This is a genomic window from Polynucleobacter sp. VK25, from assembly GCF_018687355.1.
GTDB lineage: Bacteria > Pseudomonadota > Gammaproteobacteria > Burkholderiales > Burkholderiaceae > Polynucleobacter.
This window is the reverse complement of record NZ_CP061288.1, coordinates 204,491-228,788: the sequence shown is the minus strand read 5'-3', so window position 1 is coordinate 228,788 and position 24,298 is coordinate 204,491. Positions and strand designations below refer to the sequence as shown.

At 46.8% G+C, this 24,298-nt stretch carries 22 protein-coding genes; 6 read left to right on the top strand and 16 right to left on the bottom strand.

Annotated features, from left to right (window positions below):
• Positions 1–13 precede the first annotated feature (13 nt).
• From AOC21_RS01215 to AOC21_RS01190, 6 genes are all read right to left on the bottom strand, one after another.
• Entirely contained in the window at positions 14–1,291 is a 1,278-nt protein-coding gene (locus AOC21_RS01215) for a glutamate-5-semialdehyde dehydrogenase (protein WP_215392004.1), read from the bottom strand.
• 35 nt (positions 1,292–1,326) lie between these two features.
• Positions 1,327–2,388 (bottom strand): DNA polymerase III subunit delta, encoded by a 1,062-nt coding sequence (gene holA, locus AOC21_RS01210; protein ID WP_215392003.1) that lies wholly within the window; start codon positions 2,386–2,388, stop codon positions 1,327–1,329.
• A 13-nt stretch (positions 2,389–2,401) separates the two neighbouring features.
• Complete coding sequence (lptE, locus tag AOC21_RS01205; protein ID WP_215392002.1) at positions 2,402–2,929, bottom strand: LPS assembly lipoprotein LptE; 528 nt, start codon at positions 2,927–2,929, stop codon at positions 2,402–2,404.
• A 12-nt stretch (positions 2,930–2,941) separates the two neighbouring features.
• Positions 2,942–5,614 carry a leucine--tRNA ligase gene (leuS, locus tag AOC21_RS01200; RefSeq protein WP_215392001.1) on the bottom strand — a complete coding sequence of 891 codons (2,673 nt, stop codon included), beginning with the start codon at positions 5,612–5,614 and terminating at the stop codon, positions 2,942–2,944.
• A gap of 43 nt (positions 5,615–5,657) precedes the next feature.
• Positions 5,658–6,458 (bottom strand): 4-hydroxy-tetrahydrodipicolinate reductase, encoded by an 801-nt coding sequence (gene dapB, locus AOC21_RS01195; RefSeq protein ID WP_215392703.1) that lies wholly within the window; start codon positions 6,456–6,458, stop codon positions 5,658–5,660.
• Between the two features lie 72 nt (positions 6,459–6,530).
• The gene (locus AOC21_RS01190; RefSeq protein ID WP_251371528.1) at positions 6,531–7,169 is read right to left on the bottom strand and encodes an outer membrane protein assembly factor BamE; all 639 of its coding nucleotides are present in this window, start codon (positions 7,167–7,169) and stop codon (positions 6,531–6,533) included.
• Between the two features lie 139 nt (positions 7,170–7,308).
• Here AOC21_RS01190 and fur point away from each other — a divergent pair, with 139 nt between their 5' ends.
• A complete protein-coding gene (gene fur, locus AOC21_RS01185; protein WP_215392702.1) occupies positions 7,309–7,752 on the top strand; it encodes a ferric iron uptake transcriptional regulator in 444 nt (147 codons plus the stop codon).
• Between the two features lie 122 nt (positions 7,753–7,874).
• Here the strand turns inward: fur and gap are convergent, their stop codons facing one another.
• Both gap and tkt read right to left on the bottom strand, forming a co-directional pair.
• Positions 7,875–8,903, bottom strand: a complete 1,029-nt coding sequence (gene gap, locus AOC21_RS01180) for a type I glyceraldehyde-3-phosphate dehydrogenase (RefSeq protein ID WP_215391998.1) — start codon at positions 8,901–8,903, stop codon at positions 7,875–7,877.
• 55 nt (positions 8,904–8,958) lie between these two features.
• On the bottom strand, positions 8,959–10,959 hold the full coding sequence (gene tkt, locus AOC21_RS01175) for a transketolase (protein ID WP_251371527.1): 2,001 nt from the start codon (positions 10,957–10,959) through the stop codon (positions 8,959–8,961).
• A gap of 43 nt (positions 10,960–11,002) precedes the next feature.
• On the opposite strand from tkt, the gene AOC21_RS01170 reads away from it, so the two are divergent.
• Positions 11,003–11,764 carry a 16S rRNA (uracil(1498)-N(3))-methyltransferase gene (locus AOC21_RS01170; protein WP_215391997.1) on the top strand — a complete coding sequence of 254 codons (762 nt, stop codon included), beginning with the start codon at positions 11,003–11,005 and terminating at the stop codon, positions 11,762–11,764.
• 33 nt (positions 11,765–11,797) lie between these two features.
• On the opposite strand, the gene AOC21_RS01165 is transcribed toward AOC21_RS01170, so the two are convergent.
• Both AOC21_RS01165 and AOC21_RS01160 read right to left on the bottom strand, forming a co-directional pair.
• A complete protein-coding gene (locus AOC21_RS01165) occupies positions 11,798–12,418 on the bottom strand; it encodes a barstar family protein (RefSeq protein WP_215321414.1) in 621 nt (206 codons plus the stop codon).
• 128 nt (positions 12,419–12,546) lie between these two features.
• Positions 12,547–14,868 carry an NADP-dependent malic enzyme gene (locus tag AOC21_RS01160; RefSeq protein ID WP_215391996.1) on the bottom strand — a complete coding sequence of 774 codons (2,322 nt, stop codon included), beginning with the start codon at positions 14,866–14,868 and terminating at the stop codon, positions 12,547–12,549.
• A gap of 105 nt (positions 14,869–14,973) precedes the next feature.
• Here AOC21_RS01160 and thiL point away from each other — a divergent pair, with 105 nt between their 5' ends.
• The 3 genes from thiL to AOC21_RS01145 are packed head-to-tail and all read left to right on the top strand — an operon-like array spanning position 14,974 to position 17,045.
• Positions 14,974–15,999: a thiamine-phosphate kinase gene (gene thiL, locus AOC21_RS01155; protein ID WP_215391995.1), complete on the top strand. Its 1,026-nt coding sequence runs from the start codon at positions 14,974–14,976 to the stop codon at positions 15,997–15,999.
• The gene (locus AOC21_RS01150) at positions 15,996–16,556 is read left to right on the top strand and encodes a phosphatidylglycerophosphatase A (RefSeq protein WP_215391994.1); all 561 of its coding nucleotides are present in this window, start codon (positions 15,996–15,998) and stop codon (positions 16,554–16,556) included. The genes thiL and AOC21_RS01150 overlap by 4 nt, the downstream gene beginning before the upstream one ends.
• Positions 16,557–16,565: 9 nt before the next feature.
• Positions 16,566–17,045, top strand: coding sequence for a CinA family protein (locus tag AOC21_RS01145; protein ID WP_215391992.1), 480 nt, complete (start codon positions 16,566–16,568; stop codon positions 17,043–17,045).
• A 20-nt stretch (positions 17,046–17,065) separates the two neighbouring features.
• Here the strand turns inward: AOC21_RS01145 and corA are convergent, their stop codons facing one another.
• A complete protein-coding gene (gene corA / locus AOC21_RS01140) occupies positions 17,066–18,031 on the bottom strand; it encodes a magnesium/cobalt transporter CorA (RefSeq protein ID WP_215391991.1) in 966 nt (321 codons plus the stop codon).
• Between the two features lie 73 nt (positions 18,032–18,104).
• On the opposite strand from corA, the gene pyrF reads away from it, so the two are divergent.
• Positions 18,105–18,950, top strand: coding sequence for an orotidine-5'-phosphate decarboxylase (gene pyrF / locus AOC21_RS01135; protein WP_215391990.1), 846 nt, complete (start codon positions 18,105–18,107; stop codon positions 18,948–18,950).
• Between the two features lie 22 nt (positions 18,951–18,972).
• Here the strand turns inward: pyrF and mtgA are convergent, their stop codons facing one another.
• The 5 genes from mtgA to fabG form a co-directional block, all read right to left on the bottom strand.
• Positions 18,973–19,704 carry a monofunctional biosynthetic peptidoglycan transglycosylase gene (mtgA, locus tag AOC21_RS01130; RefSeq protein ID WP_215391989.1) on the bottom strand — a complete coding sequence of 244 codons (732 nt, stop codon included), beginning with the start codon at positions 19,702–19,704 and terminating at the stop codon, positions 18,973–18,975.
• A gap of 9 nt (positions 19,705–19,713) precedes the next feature.
• The gene (gene aroE / locus AOC21_RS01125; protein WP_215392700.1) at positions 19,714–20,619 is read right to left on the bottom strand and encodes a shikimate dehydrogenase; all 906 of its coding nucleotides are present in this window, start codon (positions 20,617–20,619) and stop codon (positions 19,714–19,716) included.
• 44 nt (positions 20,620–20,663) lie between these two features.
• Positions 20,664–21,353, bottom strand: a complete 690-nt coding sequence (locus AOC21_RS01120) for an energy transducer TonB (protein WP_251371526.1) — start codon at positions 21,351–21,353, stop codon at positions 20,664–20,666.
• 181 nt (positions 21,354–21,534) lie between these two features.
• A complete protein-coding gene (locus AOC21_RS01115) occupies positions 21,535–23,559 on the bottom strand; it encodes a ribonuclease catalytic domain-containing protein (protein WP_215391987.1) in 2,025 nt (674 codons plus the stop codon).
• A gap of 2 nt (positions 23,560–23,561) precedes the next feature.
• Complete coding sequence (gene fabG / locus AOC21_RS01110; protein WP_215391986.1) at positions 23,562–24,296, bottom strand: 3-oxoacyl-ACP reductase FabG; 735 nt, start codon at positions 24,294–24,296, stop codon at positions 23,562–23,564.
• Positions 24,297–24,298 lie beyond the last annotated feature (2 nt).

The window sequence follows — 24,298 nt, the reverse complement described above, 5'->3', positions numbered from 1 at the left end:
ATAACTATTAACTTTAGGTGCGAATCTCGCCGTGACCCATCACTACGTATTTCAATGAAGTCAAACCGTCTAAACCAACTGGACCGCGAGCATGTAGCTTGTCATTTGAAATACCGATTTCAGCACCAAGGCCATATTCAAAGCCATCTGCAAAGCGGGTACTAGCGTTGACCATGACGCTAGCACTATCTACTTCACGCAAGAAGCGATCGGCCTGCGCTTTGTTGTTGGTGATGATGGCATCAGTATGTTTGCTACCGTATTGCTCAATATGATTCATGGCCTCATCGATATTTGCCACAGTCTTAATCGACAAAATTGGTGCCAAATATTCGGTCTGCCAATCTTCTTCCCTGGCATCCACTAAGTTCTGAAAACCATTTGCCTCAAGGGTCTTGCGAGTCAAACTGTCAACCCGCAGCTCTACACCTTTATCTTGATAAATCTTGCAGAGGGTTGGCAATACTTTCTGTGCGATCTCTTGATTGACCAACAAAGTCTCCATCGCATTACAAGGCGCATAGCGTTGAGTTTTAGCGTTATCACACACCTTCACAGCCATCGCTACATCAGCGTCGGCGTCGATATAGGTATGACAAATGCCATCTAAGTGCTTAATCATAGGCACGCGTGCTTCAGCCATGAGACGTGCTATCAAACTCTTGCCGCCGCGTGGCACGATCACATCAATATATTGAGTCATCGTGATCATCTCGCCTACAGCGCTACGATCCGTAGTTATCACGACTTGGACTGCATCCTTAGGCAGGCCTGCAGCAGCCAGCCCATCCTGAATAATTTGAGCTAACAAGGTATTAGAATCAATTGCCTCGGAACCGCCACGTAGAATCACCGCATTGCCTGACTTTAAGCACAAAGCAGCAGCATCAATAGTGACGTTCGGACGGGATTCATAAATGATGCCAATCACACCTAGCGGCACACGCATCTGACCCAGCTCAATTCCCGATGCTTGCTTTTGCAAAGCAGATATTTTTCCAATCGGATCCTCTAAGGAAACGATCTGCTCCAAACCCAATGCCATGGTTTCAATGGTTTTAGGCGTCATGGTTAAGCGATCAACAAAGGCCGCGTCTTGGCCATTGGCTTTGGCACGCTCAACATCCACCTGATTAATCTTCTGGATCTCTTCTGACTTTTGACGAACAACTTTTGCTATATGCAATAAAGCCTGATTTTTTTGCTCGCTAGATGCACGTGCCATGGCCCGCGATGCAGCGCGCGCTCGCATCCCAATGTCTTGCATCATTTCTTTAATCGCTGAACTCATTTCTTAATCTCTTATTTCCCGTTACTTCTTCATATTTAGCGTAATAAATTTCCAACCAAACGCAGCCCATCCCAAGGATCCGCTGGCAATTCGGCTGCATACAATCCTTTAACCTGACGATCCAAGCCTGCAGCCACCTGCATTGCTCTTCGCAACTTCAAAGGCTGAACCCTTCTTAATGCTGCTGGGTACAAACGTTCTTTGTTGCCCCAAATCCGGTTTGCACGCATGAGGTTTTGTACAGACTCACCTGCATCGCTAGCCGCCTTTAATTTAGATAGTATCCGAAGCTCTTCGGTTACGCTCCACAGAATCAATACCAGTGGCTCACCCTCACCTTTTAAGCCATCTAGCATACGATTTAGTCTCGCAAGATCGCCAGCAAGCATTGCCTCTGTTAATTCAAAGACGTTGTAACGCGCCACTTTCAGAATGGAGGAGCGAATTTGCTCTTCGCTTAATTTTCCAGTGGGATACAACAAGCCTAACTTCAAAATCTCTTGATGAGCGGCAATCAAATTGCCTTCTACTTGATCGGCAATAAACTCGAGTGCGCGCTGACCTTGTGGCCCTGCTTCGACTTCTTGATCCTGGCGCTTCAGTCGCCCAGAAATCCACTGCGGTAAATGACTGCGATCTAATGAATCAATCTGAATTGCCATACCGGCTTCATCTAGCGCGCTAAACCAGGCAGATGTCTTAGTCTTACCATCCAAGCGCGGCAACACAATACAAACAACCGTATCTGGACCATCAGATCCAACAGCTTGCGTAGCAATTTGAGCGGCAAATTGCTTTAAGGCGTCAGCTCCATCCCGTCCGGGCTTGCCCGTTGGAATGCGCAACTCTACCCAACGTTTATCACCAAACAACGACATGGTCTGGCCTGCATTTAAGAGAGCGCTCCAATCAAATCCACGCTCTTGCAATAAAACTTCTCGTTCAGTGAAGTTTTGTTTCTTCGCAGCAGCTCGCAATTGATCCATTGCTTCCATCATTAGCAGCGGCTCATCACCACTAAAGATATAGAGTGGCAACATTGCACCGCCAGAACTCAAAGACTTGAGGTGCACTTGCAAGGCATCTACTTTCACCATGCCTTATCTACCCTTAGAATGCTCTTGCTTGCGGCGCTCTTGCAGCAGCAGCAACGCGACGCAAGATCTGAATAGCTAAATCTTTACGCATCAGGGTTAAGAACTGCTGAATCTGAACATCGGTAGCCAATACAGTAGAAACCGTAAAGTCCATATCGCGAGTCATGTAGATCTCTGCCTCAGGAATAATCTCGGCCCCAGCCAAATCGTAAGCTCTAAAGCCAACCCGAATATTGAGGCGATAAGCTGAGACTTGGCCATTAGAGTTGTAAGCCAAAATCTCACGACCATTAATGTCGTTGGTAATTTCCAAGATGAGATCTGCGTCTTTCGGGTTGATGGCAACCTTCGCATCAGTACCCGTCAGAATAGCTGTCTGCAGATCTGCCCTGAGGGGCGGAGATGGATTGCCTGTAATCGCAATCACTTTAAATGGCAAATCCACCATACCTCGCAGACGATAGCCGCAAGCGATCAATCCACTTAACGGAGCAGTGGCAATTAAGCCTAGCATTGCGCGACGCAGGGAATTTACGCTCATATCTTCTTCTAGTTAAGCAACAATATTGACCAAGCGACCAGGTACCACAATTACTTTCTTCGGTGTGCCACCATTTAATGCTTTTTGTGCAGGCTCACTTTGCAAAGCCAAGACTTCAACTTGCTCTTTGCTTGCATCAGCAGGCACCTTAATATCACCACGCAACTTGCCGTTAATTTGCAGCATTAACGTCAGTTCTGTTTGTACTAAAGCAGCTTCATCTATAGAAGGCCAAGGTGCATCGAGCAAAGGTCCAAAAGATTTGGTGTAGCCAAGATCTTTCCACAACACATGAGTCATGTGTGGAACTACTGGATAGAGCACACGCAATAAGATACTCAGGCATTCACGCAAGACCGGCGCGCTAATAGCAGCATTCTGCTCAAGCTTGATGGGTTCAAGCGTGTTGAGCATCTTCATTGCAGCAGAGACAACCGTGTTGTACTGACGACGCTGATAATCAAAATTAGCTTGCTTCAAAATCGTATGAACTTCACGACGCAATTCTTTTTCAGCATCGCTGAGGTTGTTAGGCAAACTATCAGATGCATCACGCAAGGCACTCGCTTGACTGCTAGAGTACATCCATACGCGACGCAAGAAGCGAGAAGCACCATCTACCCCAGCGCCAGACCATTCCAACTGTTGCTCAGGCGGTGCGGCAAACATCACAAATAAGCGTGCAGTGTCAGCCCCGTATTGATCAATCAATGCTTGTGGATCTACGCCATTGTTCTTGCTCTTTGACATCTTCTCAACGCCACCAATGACTACCGGAGTATTTGAAGCGTCGCCAATGAGCTTGGCACCTTGAGGACGACCTTTTTCGTCAAGGTCTAATTCCACATCAAGAGGATTTAACCAAGTCTTTTTACCGGAAGCATCCTCAGAGTAGTAGGTTTCATTGAGAACCATACCTTGGGTCAGCAAATTCTGGAAGGGCTCATCAAACGTAATGAGATTGAGGTCACGCATGACCTTGGTCCAGAAGCGCGCATAGAGCAAATGCAAAATCGCATGTTCAATTCCGCCAATGTATTGATCCATCGGCATCCAATATTCATTACGCTCATCGACCATGGTCTTCGCATTTGGACCGGTGTAGCGCATGAAATACCAAGAGGAATCTACAAAAGTATCCATGGTGTCAGTTTCACGACGTGCAGGCTTGCCGCACTTCGGACATTTGACATTCAAAAAGTCAGCGCGTTTATTGAGCGGATTACCGCTGCCATCCGGCACGCAATCTTCCGGCAACACTACCGGCAGATCTGCCTCGGGTACAGGAACTGCACCGCAGCCAGGATTGCTCTCATCACCACAATGAATAATTGGAATCGGTGTGCCCCAATAGCGCTGACGAGAAATGCCCCAATCGCGCAAACGATAGGTGGTCTTAATTTCACCAATACCAAGTTTTTCAAATTCTTTCGCAACAGCACTCACAGCTTCTTCATGCGATAGACCATCAAACTGAGCGCTATTAAAGCAAACCACATCGTCTTTTTGGGCATACCAATCTTCCCAGCGAGTGGCATTAAACATTGGTGACTCACCTTTGAGTGCAATCACTTGTTTAATTGGCAAGTCGTACTTCAACGCAAATGCAAAATCACGCTCATCGTGTGCTGGCACGCCCATGACCGCGCCATCGCCATAGGACATTAATACGTAGTTACCAACCCAGACAGGCACAGGTTCGTGCGTCAAAGGATGCGTCACATACAAACCAGTAAACATGCCCTCTTTTTCTTGGGTAGCTAGATCAGCTTCAATCACACTACCCGTTTTGCATTTCTCAATGAATGCAGCGAGCTCTGGGTTATTGGCTGCTGCTTTAGTAGCCAAGGGATGTTCGGCAGCTACTGCACAGAAAGTAACGCCCATGATGGTATCTGCACGAGTAGTAAATACATAGAGCAAACCATCTTGAATAAAGTTGCCATGGTCATCGGCAATCTCATGCTTAAAAGCAAAACGAACGCCACGACTTTTGCCAATCCAGTTTTGCTGCATTGTCTTGACGCGTTCAGGCCAACCCAAACCATCTAAACCGGAGAGTAATGGCTCAGCGTATGCAGTGATGTTGAAGTAGTACCCAGGTATCTCGCGTTTCTCCACCAATGCGCCAGAGCGCCAGCCACGACCATCAATCACCTGCTCATTCGCTAGAACCGTTTGATCAATTGGATCCCAGTTCACTACCTGAGTCTTGCGATACGCAATACCTTTTTCTAACATCTTCAAGAAAAGCCACTGGTTCCAACGATAGTAATCAGGACTGCAGGTTGCAACTTCACGCGACCAGTCAATTGCCAAACCCATCGCAGCCATTTGCTTTTTCATATAAGCAATGTTGTCGTAGGTCCATTTTGCTGGAGGTACTTTATTCTGAATCGCCGCATTTTCTGCAGGCATACCAAAGGCATCCCAACCCATTGGCATGAGAACGTTATAGCCCTGCATGCGGAGTTGACGCGCCATGACATCATTGATGGTGTAGTTACGCACATGCCCCATGTGGAGCTTGCCAGATGGGTAAGGCAACATAGAGCAGGCGTAGTATTTTGGCTTTTGCTTGCCCTGCGCATCTACAGCGCCCTCAGTCACTCGATAGACTTGCGCAGCTTCCCAATCAGCTTGCGCTGCCGCCTCAATACTGCGGTAGTCGTAATCCTTACTCATTCTTCGACGACTCTTTTCTTCTATTTTTTAATTAATTGACAGATTACTTACGTAAGCCAAGGACATCTTGCATATCAAATAAACCATTACCTTGGTTTTGCAAGAAACGTGCGGCGCGCAATGAACCTTGAGCATAGGACTGACGGCTTGAGGACTTATGACTAATTTCAATACGCTCACCATCGCCAGCAAACAAAACAGTGTGGTCACCTACGATATCGCCACCACGAATAGTTGCGAAACCAATCGAGCCTTCCTTGCGCTCGCCGGTATGACCCTCGCGCGCATAGACAGCTACGTCATCTAGCTTTTCACCCAGAGCATCCGCAATCACTTCACCCATCTTGAGTGCGGTGCCAGAAGGAGCATCGACTTTATACTTATGATGCGCTTCAATAATCTCAATGTCATAACCTTGGTTAAGCATCTTGGCAGCGATCTCCAATAGCTTGAAGGTGGCGTTAACACCCACACTCATATTTGGAGCAAACACAATCGCTAATTTTGCAGAAGCATTTTTCAGGCTAGTAATTTGATCAGTTGTCAGGCCTGTAGTACCAATAATCATTTTGGTACCGGTCTTTTCGGCAACAGCTAAATGTGCCATCGTGCCCTCAGGTCTAGTGAAGTCAATTAAGAACTCGGCATTCGCCAATACTTGAGCAACATCAGCAGAAATCAATACGCCCGTCTTTTTACCCAAGAACGCACCAGCATCCTCACCTAATTGTGGGCAAGTGGTGTGTTCGAGCGCACCAACCAATTGAGCATCTGCCGTATTGAGAACAGCCTCAATCAGCATCTTGCCCATACGACCTGTAGCACCTGCAATTGCAATCTTCATCATGTGTTTCTTCGCTTCTTATTCAAGTGAGCCAAAACGTTAATCCTGGCATCGATACAAAAGTGTTTTCTATTACTTAGAATCAGTTGCCTTAGGCACATCATTTAAAGTGCCCGGCCCTAACTGTGGAGACTGCGCATCTGGCTGCTTATTTGAAAAGCTAAAAAAGTCCCAGAATGAGCTACTAGTATTAGCCGCAGGTATAGCCGCACCTACTGGCAAATTATCGGTCTTGCTTGTCACCAAAAGTTCTGGTTGCTGCAGTGGTGGTGTAACAGGCGGCTTATTGGCCCCAGTAATCACTTCCCAGAATGAACGCTTTGTCTTGGCATAGTTATCAATCTCAGCAACCATCTCCACTTCAGTTGGCAATGCATCGCCCTCAAATTTCACCACTTTCTCACCATCAAAAAAGATGGTGACATGACGTTCTTTGCTAATCGGCTGACCAGCACGCTTGAATTCAAAAATGTAATCCCACCGATTGGCGTGGAAATAGCTAGCCAATAATGGCGTGCCCATAATTTGGCGCACTTGTTCACGCGTCATACCTAGTTGCAATTTGGAATATTGCTCGCTAGAGATGAAGTTACCTTGTACGACATCAGGCACGTAAGGTCTAAAAATCTTATTCATCCAAGCGCGTTGGGTTTCATCAACTGCAGAAGTGCAGCCTGTCACCCCAAGCAATCCCAGTAGAGCTAAAGACACAATCCCCAACCGAACAGGGGAAGAGGCACCCCTCAAAACCGGGTTTAAAAAGCGGGTAAAAAGTTCAAGGCAATTTTGCATGGCTGGCCGTATCATTAAGACATTGATTTTAGCTCCCAATGCCATAAATATGACCCAAATCCCTACCCCTGAAGATTTACGCGATATCGGCCTAAAAGCAACTGGTCCGCGGCTGAAAATTCTGGATTTTTTCCATCAAAACGGTGGCACTCACTTCAGTGCTGAAGATGTTTTTATGGCTTTAGCTAAAGAGGACAAAGAGATCGGCCTAGCAACGGTTTACCGGGTTCTTACCCAGTTTGAGCGAGCTGGCCTGCTTCTCCGTAGCCATTTTGAATCCAGCAAGGGCGATAGCAGAGCCATCTACGAACTGAATGAGGGTCAGCACCATGACCACTTAGTCTGTATTGACTGCGGCCATGTTGAGGAGTTTGTGGATGAAGCCATTGAAAAAAGGCAGCGGGATATAGCCAAAAATCTGGGTTTTAAGCTCCAGGAACACGCCTTAGCGATGTATGGTCATTGTTTGAAGAAAAATTGCCGCAACAAACAAGCTAAATAGGCAGTTTTTACTACTCCAGACGCAAAAAAGACCTCAAATTGAGGTCTTTTTCACAAAATTAAGCCTAAAAAGAAGATTTAAGCGTTTTTTAACAACTTTTAGACACTCTTAAGTACTTTTCCTTACTTTACAGCCATCAATGCCTCTGCAGCATTGAGCATTTGAACTGAATAACCCCACTCGTTGTCATACCAAGCTAATACCTTTACCAACTTGCCATCTGCAGAAACGCGAGTCTGAGAAGCGTCATAAATACTTGGGCGTGGATCATGGTTAAAGTCGATGGATACCAACGGCAGCGTATTGAAGCCCAAAATACCTTTGAGCTCACCCTCGCTGGCAGCCTTAAGAATGGAGTTCACTTCATCCACGCTAGTAGCACGGCTTGCAGCAAAAGTCAGATCCACTACGGAAACGTTGATCACTGGCACACGCATCGCGAAACCATCAAAGCGACCTGCCAATGCTGGCAACACTAAACCAACCGCTTTAGCTGCGCCAGTTTTTGTTGGGATCATGCTGGTAACAGCAGAACGCGCACGGCGCATATCCTTGTGATAAACGTCAGTCAGCACTTGATCATTTGTGAACGCATGAATCGTCGTCATCAAACCTGATTCAATGCCAATCTTTTCTAGGAGCGGCTTAACCAATGGAGCTAAACAGTTTGTTGTACAGCTAGCATTTGATACAACAACATCGCTTGGCTTTAATACTTGTTGATTTACGCCATACACAATCGTTGCGTCCACATCTTTTTCACCAGGAGCAGAAATCAATACTTTCTTCGCGCCCTGCTGAATATGAATCATGGCTTTTTCTTTTGAAGTGAACTTGCCGGTGCACTCCAAAACTAGATCGACACCCAATTCACCCCATGGGGTTTCTGCAGGATTACGTGTGCAGAATATTTTGATGCGATCGCCATTGACCACCATGCAATCACCATCGACTGAAACCTCGGCTGGGAAGCGGCCATGCGCTGAATCATATTGAGTTAGGTGGGCATTGATAGCAATATCGCCCATCGCATTAATTGCAACGATCTTGATATCACGACGTGGCTTGCCGTTTACTTGATCCTCATACAAAGCACGCAATACCATGCGACCGATACGTCCATAACCATTAATTGCGACGCGAATTGTCATTTATTTCCCCTTACTAATATTGAATTTATTTCGATGTATTTTTATTTGGTTCGCTTTATTTCTTTGCGATGCATTCCTGTACTGTCTTTGCAATCTGATCGACTGTTAAGCCAAAATATTCATACAACACAGGTGCCGGTGCAGACTCACCAAAGGTATCAACACCATGCACTGCTGCACAACCATATTTCCACCAGAAATCACTCACACCTGCTTCAACCGCAATGCGCGGAATATTAGCTGGCAATACTTTTGCTTTGTATGCGGCATCTTGTTGATCAAAGACGGTGGTCGAAGGAATGGACACAACACGAATGCCGATTTTTCCTGCGCTGTCTTTTTCTAAACGCTCTGCAGTTTGCAATGCAAGGGCAATTTCAGAGCCAGTCGCAATAATGACCGCATCAATCTTGCCAGATGGATCACGCAAGACATAACCACCGCGTGCGATATCTTTAATTTGCGCTGCTGAACGAGATACGAATGGGCAGTTCTGACGACTAAATATCAGGGCGCTAGGGCCATTTTTACGCTCAATCGCTGAGCCCCAGGCTACAGCGCTCTCCGTGGTGTCGCAAGGACGCCAAACCATCAAGTTCGGGATCAGGCGCAGACTGGCTACATGCTCTACAGACTGGTGGGTTGGGCCATCTTCACCCAAACCAATGGAATCATGGGTAAAGACAAAGATGCTGCGTAGCTTCATCAACGCAGCCATACGTAAGGCATTACGGCTGTAGTCTGAGAAAGTTAAGAACGTACCGCCAAATGGAATATATCCGCCATGTAAGGCAATGCCATTCATGATGGCACTCATGCCAAATTCACGAACGCCGTAATTGATATGGTTGCCCCATTGATCAGCACGTACTGCTTTGCATGAAGACCAATTGGTTAAGTTAGATCCAGTGAGGTCAGCAGAGCCGCCCATAAATTCTGGCAAAGCGGGTGCTAAAGCTTCAATCGCATTTTGACTTGCTTTACGCGTAGCAATGGTCTCTGCTTTAGTTTGGCAAGTTTTTAAATATGCATTGAGTGTCGATGAAAAATCTTTGGATAAATCACCCGCCATACGACGCTGCAATTCAGAGGCGAGTTCTGGAAATTTGTTTTTATATTTCTGAAACTCTTTATTCCACTCGTGTTCTACGGCTTGACCACGCTTTTTAAAATCCCAAGCTGCATAAATATCTTTTGGAATTTCAAATGGCACATAAGGCCAATTCAAGGCTACACGTGTAGCTGCAATCTCAGCGGCACCTAATGGTGAACCGTGTACTTTATCGCTACCCGCCATGTTCGGCGAGCCTTGGCCAATCGCAGTCTTACAGCAAATCAGGGTTGGCTTATCGCTCTTTTTCGCCTTAGCAATCGCAGCAGATACAGCTTCTGCATCATGCCCGTCTACAGCACAAATGACATTCCAGCCATAGGCTTCAAAGCGCTTCGGCGTATCTTCGTTAAACCAAGAAACTACTTTGCCATCAATCGAGATGCCGTTGTCATCCCACAATGCAATCAGCTTATTCAGTTTTAATGTGCCAGCCAATGAACACACTTCATGGCTGATACCTTCCATCAAGCAACCATCACCTAAAAATACATAGGTGTAGTGATCAACGATATTGTGACCAGGACGGTTAAATTCTTCTGCCAGTAATTTTTCGGCCAATGCCATACCAACTGCATTCGAAATTCCTTGCCCTAGTGGACCAGTGGTTGTTTCTACACCAGGCGTAATTCCGTACTCAGGATGTCCTGGAGTTTTGCTGTGTAATTGGCGGAAATTTTTTAACTCTTCAATTGGCAAGTCGTAGCCAGAAAGATGCAAGAGTGAATACAACAACATGGAGCCGTGACCATTGGATAAAACAAAACGATCGCGATCCATCCAATGTGGATCTGTTGGGTTATGTTTTAAATGTTCATTCCAAAGACCGACAGCAATATCTGCCATGCCCATTGGCATACCAGGGTGTCCTGAATTTGCCTGCTGAACTGCATCCATGGATAAAGCGCGAATGGCATTGGCCATGCGAATTTGAAGGTTTGACATCGTAAAAGTGGTCTCTGGAAAATTAATTGGCTATATTTCAGTAATGCCTCAATTTTATCTTCCCGGACCATGGGAATCCCAAAAGCCAACCGCCCTCACTCCCGAGGTTGCCCACCATTTGCGCGTAAGGCGCGTCCAAGCTGGGGAATTCTTCCCAGTTTTTGACGGAAAAGGCCAAGTTGCCAAGGGGGAACTCCTCTCTTTAAGCGGAAAAACAGGTCAGGTTCAGTTAACGGACATCCGCACCGACACCCATCGCGAAACCCCATATGCGATTACTTTGGCTCAGGGACTGGCTGGCGGCGACAAAATGGATTGGATTGTCGAAAAAGCCGTTGAGACTGGCGCACAAAATATTGCTCCGATGCAGTGTGAGCGCTCTATTTTGAAACTCACTCGTTCTAGCGATCTAGAACGCGCCCAAAAACGCCTTGCTCACTGGGAAGGCATTATTCAGGCAGCTTGCGAACAATGCGATCGTACCGTCCTTGCCAACCTAGAACCCATTCAAACATTCGAAGCTTACTTAAAGGCAACTCCAAAACCCGCCCTCAAGCTACTTCTTAGCCCTGATGCAACAAAAAGCATGTATTCAGTACTTCTAGAAAATGCTCCTCAAGATATCGTCTTAATGATTGGGCCAGAAGGTGGCCACTCTCCCGAAGAAGAGGCTCAAGCAGAGGCTGCAGGCTATCAATTAGTCTCTCTGGGTGAGCGGGTTCTAAGAACTGAAACCGCAGGCGTAGTGGCCATTACAGCCGTGCACAGTGTGTGGAATGCTGAAATGCAAAATCGCCTCAAGTAGAGGCGATTTGTTGAACTTCTAGGACCTAAGCGATTAAGCGAAGGAGTAGAAGACGCGATACGGTGTACGGCGCTCAGCCCAGAAATCAACAGCATCACGGAAAACATCTAACAATGTTTCGCGAGCTTCTTTGTCAAACTTCTGAGTGCATGGCAAACCTTCAAGCACCACAACAAAACCAGGTTGTGGGCCAGACTTATCCACTGTAGTGGTTAAGGCATCCAACAATGGATCGTAGTTTTTTGCCTGTTGCTTAGTAAATGAGTAAGCAATCGCAATGGACTCCAAAACCTCACCTTTAGTCATTGCATTTGCACAATTGGCATAAATGAAGTGTTGACCTAATTCAGTTGCCGCTTCCTGCAAGTCAGGAGTACGGAAAGCACGAATAGATTGCACGATATTAGGGCGCACACTGCGCAACATTGCCGGCGGTCCGGCATCGCGAACGGCCAAAGCGGCACGCCAAGAAGCTGTCACTTTTTTCCCCGAAACTTGATTTGCTGCATAGGTTTGTAAACGAGATAAACCGCCTTCAGCATAAATGTTGGCAGCGGATGACTCAGTTTCAAGTCGATCATTGCTATCCCAACTTTCAGCGCGGCTATGTTCATCGAAGCTGGCTGTATTGCTGTTTTCAGAGCGATTATTCATGATGGGTGCTAGGTTACCCGTAACACGCCATCAAATCAAGCCCAAATACAGTGCATTTTATGTAAAGCACTGATTCATATAGAAATATTTTATGTTAGTTATTACTAACTAACATAAAATATAAGTGCCTAGGTAATGCCTCTAGCGTTGCTTGCAGCCTCAACCACTGCCAAAGTTGTCACATTCACAATACGGCGGACGGTTGCGGCCGGAGTGAGAATATGAATTGGCTTAGCGACACCCAATAACAATGGACCAATTGCAATGCCATTACCAGCTGCTGTTTTTAGCAAGTTGTAGGAAATGTTTGCTGCATCGATATTTGGCAATACCAGCAAATTAGCATCGCCCTTTAGTGATGATGAAGATACCGCACCTTCACGAATGCTTGCATCCAGAGCACTGTCGCCATGCATTTCTCCATCAACTTCTAAAGTTGGATCTGCTTTCTGAAGCAATGCCAACACTTCGCGCATTTTGACTGCAGATGGCGCATTGCTTGAACCAAAATTGGAATGGGAGAGCAATGCCACTTTAGGAGCTAGTCCTAGCTTTCTCATTTCACTTGCGGCCATGAGAGTGAGATCCGCTAACTGCTCGGCAGTAGGGTCAAGATTGATATGGGTATCCACTAAGAATACTTGTCGGCCCGGCAAAATCAAACCAGACATTGCGCCATAAACATTCGCGCCAGGCTCATGCCCAATCACTTCATCGACATACTTCAAGTGAGTGGCTATGTTGCCTACCGTGCCCGAGATCATGCCGTCTGCCATGCCTTTTTGAATCAACAGACTGCCAATCAAACTATTGCGGCGGCGTACTTCCAACTTGGCAAAGGACTGTGTAACGCCCTTACGCTCAGTAAGGGCCAGGTAGGTTTGCCAGAAATCGCGGAAGCGAGAATCATTCTCCGGATTCACAATCTCAAAGTCGTCACCCGCCTTCATGCGCAAGCCAAACTTCTCGAGGCGATGCTCGATAACAGCTGGTCGACCAATCAGAATCGGCGTAGCAAGATGCTCATCAATGATGATCTGAACTGCGCGCAATACACGCTCGTCTTCACCCTCGGCAAACACAATACGTTTTTGATTGGCTGGAACACGCTTAGCAATACTAAAGAGCGGTTTCATCAAAGTACCGGAGTGGTACACGAATTGTTGCAATTGATTGCGATATGCATCGAAATCTTTAATCGGACGTAAAGCCACGCCATCATCCATCGCTGCTTTAGCAACTGCTGGGGCAATCACCGTAATCAAACGCGGATCAAATGGTTTTGGAATTAAATACTCTGGACCAAAAGAGAGGTTCTCTATGCCGTATACAGAGGCAACCACTTCACTCTGCTCCGCTTGAGCCAACTCGGCCACAGCCTTAACCGCTGCGACTTCCATGCCACGAGTAATAGTTGTTGCACCCACATCCAAAGCACCACGGAAGATGAATGGGAAACACAAAACGTTATTCACTTGGTTTGGATAGTCAGTACGGCCAGTTGCCATCACTGCATCTGGACGAACTGCTTTCACCTCTTCCGGCAAGATTTCTGGGGTTGGATTTGCTAAGGCATAGACCAATGGCTTAGGCGCCATCTTCTTCACCATGTCTTGCTTCAATACACCACCAGCAGAAAGACCTAAGAAAATATCCGCACCTTCAATCGCTTGATCCAATGTACGCAAATCAGTGTCTTGGCAGAATGGCTCCTTCTCAGGGTCCATTAATTCTTTACGGCCTTTGTAAGCAACGCCAGCTAAGTCCGTAACCCAAATATTTTTACGCTGAATACCTAAATCAACCAATAGATCTAAACAGGCTAAGGCAGCAGCACCCGCTCCAGAAGTAACGAGCTTTACTTCTTCTACTTTTTTACCAACCACCTTCAAACCATTGAGGATAGCGGCTGCAACCACAATCGCTGTACCGTGTTGATCATCGTGGAAGACCGGAATCTTCATACGTGCTTGCAACTTACGCTCGACCACAAAACAATCAGGCGCTTTAATGTCTTCTAAATTAATACCGCCAAACGTTGGCTCTAGTGCCGCAATGATTTCAACTAACTTATCAGGATCATTTTCATTGACCTCGATATCGAAAACATCTATACCAGCAAACTTCTTAAATAGAACTGCTTTACCTTCCATCACTGGCTTACTTGCCAGTGGTCCGATATTTCCTAAGCCTAAAACGGCTGTGCCGTTTGTAATGACGCCAACTAAATTTCCGCGCGCTGTGTACTTGAAAGCATTCGCTGGATCTTTAACAATTTCTTCGCAAGGAGCTGCAACACCAGGCGTATATGCCAGCGCTAAGTCTCGTTGATTGGTCAATTGCTTGGTTGGGGCAATTTCAATTTTGCCCGGAGTCGGAAACTCGTGATACTGAAGGGCCGCCTCTCTTAAGGCTGCAATTTGTTGCTCTTTACTGTTTTCTTTGCTCATTCACTAACTCGCTAAATTCTGTCTTATCTTCATTTGTCTAAGACTTGTAAGACTTCAATTCTATTCCTCTCGGGCATTGACCTCATAACCGCCATAAAATGGGGCATGTCTTCTCGCTCCACCCCCCTCGGTGAATTTGACCTAATCGAACGTTTCTTCAAAACGGGTGCGGATTCCTTGCGTACCGACTCAGATCAAGCAATCACCCTAGGCATTGGCGATGACTGTGCCCTCATCCACCCTCAGGCAGATGAAGAAATCGCCATCACCAGCGATATGCTGGTTGAAGGTAGGCACTTTTTTGCAGGTGCCAATCCTGGGCTATTGGCCCGCAAAGCCCTAGCAGTCAACCTTTCAGACCTAGCCGCCATGGGTGCAAGACCGCTGGGATTTACTCTGGCAATCGCCCTGCCTGCGGTAGATGAGGCTTGGCTAAAAGCTTTTTCTGAAGGCCTTTTTGCCATCGCTAAAGAATATTCTTGCCCACTGATAGGTGGAGACACCACTGCAGGCCCGCTCACCATCTCTATTACCGCCTTTGGCAGTACCCCCGTCAATAAAGCCATCCGCAGATCAGGGGCAAAAGTAGATGACGATATTTGGGTATCGGGTGCTGTTGGTGATGCAAGACTTGTTCTTGCTGCACTGCGTCATGAAATAAATCTATCTACTGAAGATTTACAGCAAATCGAACATCGCATGCATCAACCAACACCGCGAATTGAATTGGGCTCTCGATTAAGAGGTGTAGCTACTGCAGCGTTAGATGTATCCGATGGCTTGCTAGGCGACTTACGCCATATCTTGCGGCAATCACAAGTTGATGCACAAATTCAGTTAGATCAACTACCAAAGTCGAGCATCCTAAAAAAACAAGAGTTGCGCATTCAAAATCAATTTGCTGCGTGTGGCGGCGATGATTACGAACTTTGCTTCACGGCCGATCAAAATCAACGCGAAAAGATTCAAGAGATTAGTAAATCACTTCATTTGCCTTTGACCTTAATTGGAAAAATACTTCCGAAAAAAGATACACAAGCAAAAGTACATTTGCTAGATGCTTCTGGCTCAGAACTGAGCAATGCAGAGGCGGCGCCCTTTCTTAACTCATTTGATCACTTTGCATCATGACTAATATTCAGCCTTCTGCACAAGTACAACCAAACTTCAAATGGGTTTTTCAAACTGCTAGTCGCACTATTGCCTTTGGCTTTGGTAGTGGACTAAGCCCGGTAGCTCCAGGCACTGTAGGCACCCTTTGGGCTTGGGCGGCCTTTCTGGTGGGTGAATACTTTCTTAGTACGGAAGACTTTCTTTGGATTATTGGTGGTGGTATTTTGCTGGGCTGCTGGATCTGTGGTCACGTTAGTGAAGAGCTTGGTAAAAAAGATTTTGGTGGAATTGTTTGGGATGAAATAATCGCATTCTGGCTAGTACTCATCTTCATCATGCCAACTAACATTTGGATGCAAATAATTGCTTTTGCACTCTTCCGCTTTTTTGATGCCATGAAACCAGGCCCTATTGGAATGATTGATCGTCACTTTAAAAACACTTCATGCGATGGTGCTGAACAATCAACTTACTTGCAAATTATTTGGCGTGGATTTGGTATTGTGGTCGACGATCTAGCTGCTGCTTTTTGTACGCTTCTTGCAATGGCCTTATTGCAGTTCTTAATGAAATAATGAGCACAAATGAATGCAACTGACCTCACCAAAACCTTAGCTCAGATTTTGCTTTCCAGAAATTGGACAGTATCTTTAGCGGAGTCTTGTACTGGTGGCCTTGTCTGCGCCACACTCACCGAATTAGCGGGCTCTAGCGAGTGGTTTGAGCGTGGTTACGTTACTTATAGCAATGAGGCAAAGACAGAGTGTCTCGGCGTCCCAGCCGAGCTGATTGAGGCTCATGGAGCTGTCAGTGAGCAGGTAGCTAAGGCCATGGCCGAAGGTGCCCGCATCCATTCAGGGAGTAATGTGGCTATTTCTATTACCGGTATTGCGGGGCCCACTGGAGGATCAGAGGAAAAGCCCGTTGGCACTGTGAGCTTTGGATGGTCTACCGAGAATCAAGTCTTAACTAAAACCATGCGCTTTGACGGAGATCGTCAAAGGGTTCGACAACAAGCAGCTGAATTCGCACTTACTGAGTTAATAGCGCTACTCAGAAGTTAAACCAAAAATCCAACTACCTATTATTTCATCCAGCCTTTGCTGTGGAAGTACCCAAGCGGGATGATTGCAGAAACTACCATTGCGCCTATCGCCATTGGATAACCCCAAGTGGCGTCTAACTCAGGCATATGTTTGTAGTTCATACCCCAGATACTTGCAAGCAATGTTGGCGGCATTAAGGCTACAGATACCACCGAGAAGATCTTAATAATCTTGGACTGGTTCAAGTTAATGAAACCGACGGTCGCATCCATCAAGAAGTTGATCTTGTCGAATAAGAATGCCGTATGGTTTTCCAAAGAGTCAATATCACGCAAAATTTGACGTGCTTCTTCTTGCTGCTCATCAGACAGCAGCTTGCTGCGCATTAGGAAAGACAAGGCTCTACGGGTATCCATCACATTGCGACGAATACGTCCGTTTGTATCCTCTTCCTTGGCAATAGTCTCTAAAACCTCTGCAGCATCAGCATCATTAATACTGTCAGAAAGTACTCGCTTACCGGCTTGCTCCAGGTTTTCATAAACCTCTTCCAAAGCATCCGCAGAATATTCGGCATCAGTTGAGTACAAATCCAGCAATACGTCTTTTGCATTGCTCACTGATCCAGGACGCAAACGCGCACGCAAGCGAACCAAGCGGAACACCGGCAAATCTTCATCATGAATAGAGAACAGCACTTGCTTGGTGAGAACGAAAGCTACTCGAACGTTACGAGAAGTTTCTTCTTCATCCAATAAGAAATCGGTACGGATATGGAGGTGGCCATCATCTGCTTCAAAGTAACGCGCAGATGCTTCCAAGTCACCCAAGTCATCCAACTCAGGCAAGAGTACGCCAAATGCCTCTTTAATCCAGATTAATTCCTCTTCTTCTGGATCAACCACGTCAATCCAGATAGGATTGGCATACTGCAACAATTCATTGCGATCTTCCACTTGCTCTTGAGAGAGGCGGCCATTTTGCAGGACGAACAAGTTGATCATGGTGAACTCCTAAGGAATGTGCGCTAGTTTATCCTATAGAACATGACAGTTTCACTAAAATAAGCCAAATCCAATGAACTCTCGCTCAAATACCTTTAACCAGCAACTCCAGTCCGCATGGGCTTCCCAAGGCAGCATGCTGTGCGTTGGTTTTGACCCAGACCCAAAGCGCTTACCCCTTAGCCTACAAGGGAAACCCGACGGTATCTATGAATTCTGTCGAGAAATCGCTGATGCCACTGCGGATTTGGTCTGCGCCTTCAAGCCCCAATTTGCTTACTTTGCCTCCCAAAGAGCAGAGGCTCAACTAGAAAAGTTGATTAAGCACCTCAAAGATAAGTATCCCCATATCCCAGTCATCTTAGATTCCAAGCGCGGGGATATTGGTAGCACCGCCGACCATTACGCTCTTGAGGCCTTTGATCGCTATGGTGCCGATGCGGTAACCGTGAACCCCTATATGGGATTTGACACGATTGAGCCCTATCTCAAACACACGGGCAAAGGGGTCATTGTCTTGTGCCGTACATCAAATCCCGGTGGATCTGATTTACAGTTTTTGAACGTAGCCCCCAATGGTGAGCCCCTGTATCTACATGTAGCCAAACTAGCTGCGCAACAATGGAATAGCACCAGTCAAATTAGCTTAGTAGTCGGCGCAACCTTCCCAGAAGAAATTGCCAAAGTGCGCGCCATTGTGGGTGATATGCCCTTATTGATTCCAGGAATTGGTGCTCAAGGTGGGGATATTGATGCCACTGTGAGCGCGGGGAAAATCATTGGCAAGCCGGGCACAGGAATGATCATCAATTCTTCCAGAGCCATTCTGTACGCCAGCTCAGACTCTGATTTTGCCCAGGCAGCTAGAACGGTTGCCATCAGCACGCGTGATGCGCTTCGCGCTGCTGCAAGCAAGTAATTCGGTAGGCAAGTAGAGACTCTTACTTCTTTGGGTAGGGCGCTAATGCCACCCGATCCATACCTTCCAAGATAAAGTCTTGGCGAGCAGAGTAATTAATACTTCCTCGACGGCAATACTCTTGCTTATCAAAACACTTGGGTGCAGGCAGGGCTGAAGCGAGAGCTGCGGCTTGCTCTCGATCCAGCGCTGCTGGACTGGTAGCGTAATAATGCTGAGACGCGGCACCAACTCCAAAAATACCCTCACCCCACTCTACTGAATTGAGATAAATCTCGTACAGCCTCTGCTTAGAGAGTATTAACTCTAAGAGCCCAGTAATGATGAGTTCCTGGCCCTTACGCAAATAGTTTTGCTCTGAAGATAGAAATAAATTCTTAGCCAACTGCTGGGTAATGGTTGAACCTCCACGGAGGACGGTTTTGGATTTACCCCCTGCTTGAGTTTTCTGTTGATTTTTCTGCCATGCTTTTTGCATATCTTCGACTCGCACACCTTTGTGCTGAAAGAAGATATCGTCTTCACTGACTAAAACAGCACGCTTGAGATTGTTCGATATCTTGTCATAAGGCGTCCAATGCGATTTCACTGAACAAGTCCAATGCCAGGTACATAAACGCCAACGCTCTGCCCTCTGAAATGCAGTGCTGCTCGGATCCAAACTAACCCACAAAGTAATTTGTAGGGCAAAAAAGATTTGCATCGCGATAAATCCCGCTAGCAAGCACTTCACTGGATAAAGAAGCCAGCGCATCAGAGCAAGTTAACTACGTAACTCCGCCAAGACTGCGCGAGGCTGAATCATGTTCGCCAGTTGCGCACCTCGCCATAGCAAGAAGGCATCCGCCGCTTGCTCAACTAGCATGCCTAGGCCATCACTGACACGTGCGCCTCTTTGCAAGGCTTGCTGCATGAAGGCAGTGGTTTTGCCGTAGACCATGTCATAAGCGAAAGAGCTGGGCACAAAAATATTACCCACGGCCTTTGATGTCAACGGAGATTCATTAGTCAAACCTGCAGCGGTAGCATTGATAACCAAATCAAATGGATATTGAGTTTTAGCAACATCCTCTAAATCAGCTAAAGTCCGCGACTCTAGTGCAACCTCTTTAGACCCAGCCAAATCTGCGAATAGCTTTACCAACTGATCCGCTTTTGCATTGGAACGATTGGCAATAATGAGTGATTTAGGGGATTGCTCGAGTAAAGGGCCAAGCACACCACGTGCGGCACCGCCAGCACCAATTAAGAGTATGCGAGCGTTATGGAGCGCAATTCCCTGTGCAAGCAAATCACGCACAAGGCCAGCGCCGTCGGTATTGTCACCAAAGATTTTGCCTTCCGTCTCCCATAAGGTATTAACAGCACCCGCTAATTGGGCGCGCGGTGTTAATACATCAGCTAAATTTTGCGCATCGAGCTTGAATGGCACGGTGACATTCATACCTTTACCGCCTGCAGCAAAAAATGCTTTAGCCGCTTGAGCAAATGAATCTAATTCAGGCTGAAGACGACCATAGTGCATCCGCTGGTTTGATTGCTCTGTAAACCGTTGATGAATTGCGGGAGATTTGCTGTGAGAGATCGGATTACCAGCGACGGCATAAACGTCAACACCAGCAAAAAGGCTGGGGTTAGTATGCAAGGTGTTGGTGTCGGCGGAACTCATCATGACTACAGAATAAGCGAATTTATGAAGTTAGTTAAATTGCTTTAATGACGCAGCTCTAGACGATCCACGCCATCGCGAGTGAACTCAAAAGTAGAGACCCAATCTAAAACGTCGATTTGGTTGCGCATTTCTGAAGGGAAAGCACCAAATGGGGCTGAAGCTCTCACAATTGCTAGGGCCTGCCTATCTAATTCAGGGTTGCCAGAGCTACGTCCAATCGAGAGTCCGTCTTTACCTTGGGCATTTGTGGTGATTCTGCCTTGGTTGTCAACGCTGACTACGATCACCAAGCTACCGTATAGAGCGCGCCCGTTCGCCCTTGGGAAAAACGCACTTCCATACGCCTCAATCTTTTGTCGCATCGCATCGTAATAATGTGCAAAGGTGACGGCCTTGGTGTTGGCACCAGTCAATACTTTACGTCTGGGCTCTCTACCATCAGCCTGAAGCCGTTTGGCTAACTCAGCCTCGAGAGAATTTAATTGCGGTGTGACTTTCTGCTCGTCGCCACTCTTTCGGCCACCCGATCGACTGCGCTGCTCGTCCAGCTTAGTGAGCATTTGTTTCTGCTGCTTTTCTAAAACTTCTAGTCGAGCCTCCGCACCTAACCTTGCGCGATGCATTGCTGTAGCTTCTTGAGTCTCTGTTTTTCCACCACCCTGTAAATCAGCTTGTGCCAACTTGTTCGCTTTTTGTGGAGGTGTTTTATTGCTGGCATTGACTAAAACCACACTCAATGGAGTATTCAGTCTGCGATTCTGAGTCTCTCCAACACCCCAACGAAATGATAAAAAAACAATGTGAATCAGTATCGAAGCACACAAAGCAAATCGAAATGGATAACGGCTCCAAGAGTCATGTAGATAACGAAAGACTCTAGCGAGCCTTTCAGGACATGGAAATTCCAGCGATTTAATCTGGGCTAGCATCTTCTTCGGAATTTTCTGATGGCTCCTGCTCTACAGCCTTTTGAGGAGCCTCTACCTTAGCTTCAATCTCCAGCACTCGAACTCCAGCACTGAGCTGTAATAAATCCACATCCGATATGACAACCTCAGCGCGAGTCATGCGTGGATGGGTTGCTAATTCAGGAATAGGTAAATGCAGGGGGACTAGCTCTACTCTAGACATGCCTTCTTTTAAATGACGAACATGAACTGTCTTAGAGTCGCTATCTTGAGTAATCCAACGTAAGCACCAATACTTCTCTAGTCGATCTTGGAATTCACCATACGCTTGATAGCAAGATTCAAAATCAGCGGCGATACCCATTAGCGCTGCATCACGCGGCGGGAAAGGAGCAACCATCTTGGCAGTTACGCCGTGCTTTGCAAGAGCAATTAATTGCCATTGATTCACTAAATCGGAGTACCGACGTAAAGGGGAAGTGCACCAGGCGTAGTAGTCCAATCCCAGGCCTTCATGAGGCCCAGGAGTTGTTTGCATACGAGTACGCAACGGACCCCAACCCTTTTGGGTTCTGAATAATCCTGGTAGGCCATGGTCTGCTAGAAGCTGACCTGAAGCGCTATTACAGAAGATCATCCATTCCGCAACGATGGCGTCCAAAATGGAGCCGCGTTGACGTGGAGTAATTTCCACACGCTTTACTCCGTCAACATCCTGGATCTGAAAATGAAAATCTCTCGCCAAGGCATTTGGATCAACAAGGCCTAACTGCTCAGCGCGCAAACCATTTGCCACACGCTTTTCTTGACGACCCGCATGAAGCAGTTTGGCAGCCTGCCACAAAGTGGCTAGCTCTTTGCGATAGGGATAATTGGCAGCCCCATCCAGCAAACTCTCTTGACTTACAAGGTGCTCGATATCCTCTAAGCGTAAATTCGCTGCCATAGGCACCATCTCAGCACGCATCTGCAAGCTAGCTCGATTCGCTACACCATCTGCATCAATATCTACATAAATCGATAGGGCTGGTCTTGGCATACCGGCATCCAATGAAAATTGCTTAATCACTGAATCTGGCAGCATCGTAATTTTGTCGCCAGGGAAGTACGCTGTAGACATACGATTACGCGCGACTTGATCCAAGGGATCATCTTTCGCAATTGCCAAGCCTGGAGCGGCAATATGAATACCTACCCGATGCCCACCCTCGATAACCGTAACGGATAGGGCGTCATCAATCTCTGTAGTGCCTGAATCATCAATCGAGAATGCCTGGGCCTGAGCAAGCGGCAGCTCAGCAATAGCGGATGCATATGCTGCTTGATCAACCCCAACAGCTGGGTTGTGATCCGCACCATTCGGAAAATGCGCCTTTAGAAACATTCCTTGGTGATAAGCCAAAGGTGAATCAATTGCGCCACAACGAATCATCAGTTGGGCGGGAGATTCGCCAGTCTCAGTGCAGGCCGCAATAAATGCCTTGTAAGCCGAAGTATTTTTATCGGGAGAAAAAAGTAATTGCTTGGCTGAAGACTTCAGTGCCTCAGGAAAATTACCCGCAACTAATTCTTGCTGCCAGGCTGATTGTTGTTCTAGCTCTTTTTGCTTGCGCTCTAAAGCAGCCAATCCAGCTTGCAACTGCTCTAGCGGCGCCCTCTGAAAGCGACCACGTCCTTTACGACGAAAGAAAACAGGCGCCCCCTGTAAAGCAATTGCCAGAGCAACTTGTTGCGGAATGCTTGCCTGCGATCCAAAGTACTCATGCGCCACATCAACCAAACCAAACTCTTCATCTGGTGCGCAATCCCATAAAAATTGCAAATCAATATCTGCTGTGAGCGTGTTCGCCTCATCTATTGCCGTTTGGGCTTCTGGCTTTTCAAAGCGCAGCCACACTTCCTTAGCTTTGAGTTTGATCTTTTTCCCGGACAGACTTGTTGCCTGCCAAGACTCCGCATCCCCCGTGCCCGATGCAGACTGGACTGTGGCGAGCTTAATATCGCCACCCTCTTCATATAAAAGATTCATACTTAGAGCGAGATCCCGCCGCTGGCTTCTAATGCCACTCCATTGATATAGCTCGCTTCATCGCTCGCCAAGAATAAATACACGTTGGCCATTTCTGTTGGAGTACCTAAGCGTCCAAGCCAGCTGCGCTTTTCAATGTCTTGCAAAATATTTTCTGGCATCGCCTTGACCATCTCTGTCGCAATGAAGCCCGGGCATACCGCATTCACTCGAATTCCCTTGGGTCCTAGCTCGCGTGCCCATGTTTTTGTAAAGCCAATCACGCCAAATTTAGTGGCTGAGTAATTGGTTTGACCAAAATTGCCATATAGACCTACTACACTGGAAGCGTTCACAACCGCACCAGAACCAGCCTCAAGCATATGCGGTACGATCAGTTGGGTGCAATTAAATACACCTTTCAAATTGACATCAATCACCGTATCAAACTGTAATTCGGTCATCTTAATTAAGCGCGCATCTTGCGTAATGCCGGCGTTATTAATCAAGATATCAATACGTCCATGCTTTTGCATTACCTGATCAACCACCGACTGAATGCTGGCTCGATCAGTCACATTCATGGCATACCCTTCGGCATTAGGAGTTTGTGACGCTGCGCCATTGACCGCTTCCTGATTAATATCAGTAATGATGACCTTTGCGCCCTCTTGTGCAAAACGCTGAGCTGTAGCAAAGCCAATACCCTTTGCGGCACCGGTAATGATGGCTACTTTGTCTTTTAATCTATCGCCCATTT

Excerpts from the sequence above, each read along its gene's own strand:
- AOC21_RS01215 (WP_215392004.1), bottom strand. The coding sequence starts at position 1,291 with ATGAGTTCAGCGATTAAAGAAATGATGCAAGACATTGGGATGCGAGCG.
- holA (WP_215392003.1), bottom strand. The coding sequence starts at position 2,388 with ATGGTGAAAGTAGATGCCTTGCAAGTGCACCTCAAGTCTTTGAGTTCT.
- lptE (WP_215392002.1), bottom strand. The coding sequence starts at position 2,929 with ATGAGCGTAAATTCCCTGCGTCGCGCAATGCTAGGCTTAATTGCCACT.
- leuS (WP_215392001.1), bottom strand. The coding sequence starts at position 5,614 with ATGAGTAAGGATTACGACTACCGCAGTATTGAGGCGGCAGCGCAAGCT.
- dapB (WP_215392703.1), bottom strand. The coding sequence starts at position 6,458 with ATGAAGATTGCAATTGCAGGTGCTACAGGTCGTATGGGCAAGATGCTG.
- gap (WP_215391998.1), bottom strand. The coding sequence starts at position 8,903 with ATGACAATTCGCGTCGCAATTAATGGTTATGGACGTATCGGTCGCATG.
- tkt (WP_251371527.1), bottom strand. The coding sequence starts at position 10,959 with ATGTCAAACCTTCAAATTCGCATGGCCAATGCCATTCGCGCTTTATCC.
- AOC21_RS01170 (WP_215391997.1), top strand. The coding sequence starts at position 11,003 with ATGCCTCAATTTTATCTTCCCGGACCATGGGAATCCCAAAAGCCAACC.
- AOC21_RS01165 (WP_215321414.1), bottom strand. The coding sequence starts at position 12,418 with ATGAATAATCGCTCTGAAAACAGCAATACAGCCAGCTTCGATGAACAT.
- AOC21_RS01160 (WP_215391996.1), bottom strand. The coding sequence starts at position 14,868 with ATGAGCAAAGAAAACAGTAAAGAGCAACAAATTGCAGCCTTAAGAGAG.
- thiL (WP_215391995.1), top strand. The coding sequence starts at position 14,974 with ATGTCTTCTCGCTCCACCCCCCTCGGTGAATTTGACCTAATCGAACGT.
- AOC21_RS01150 (WP_215391994.1), top strand. The coding sequence starts at position 15,996 with ATGACTAATATTCAGCCTTCTGCACAAGTACAACCAAACTTCAAATGG.
- AOC21_RS01145 (WP_215391992.1), top strand. The coding sequence starts at position 16,566 with ATGAATGCAACTGACCTCACCAAAACCTTAGCTCAGATTTTGCTTTCC.
- corA (WP_215391991.1), bottom strand. The coding sequence starts at position 18,031 with ATGATCAACTTGTTCGTCCTGCAAAATGGCCGCCTCTCTCAAGAGCAA.
- pyrF (WP_215391990.1), top strand. The coding sequence starts at position 18,105 with ATGAACTCTCGCTCAAATACCTTTAACCAGCAACTCCAGTCCGCATGG.
- mtgA (WP_215391989.1), bottom strand. The coding sequence starts at position 19,704 with ATGCGCTGGCTTCTTTATCCAGTGAAGTGCTTGCTAGCGGGATTTATC.
- aroE (WP_215392700.1), bottom strand. The coding sequence starts at position 20,619 with ATGAGTTCCGCCGACACCAACACCTTGCATACTAACCCCAGCCTTTTT.
- AOC21_RS01115 (WP_215391987.1), bottom strand. The coding sequence starts at position 23,559 with ATGAATCTTTTATATGAAGAGGGTGGCGATATTAAGCTCGCCACAGTC.
- fabG (WP_215391986.1), bottom strand. The coding sequence starts at position 24,296 with ATGGGCGATAGATTAAAAGACAAAGTAGCCATCATTACCGGTGCCGCA.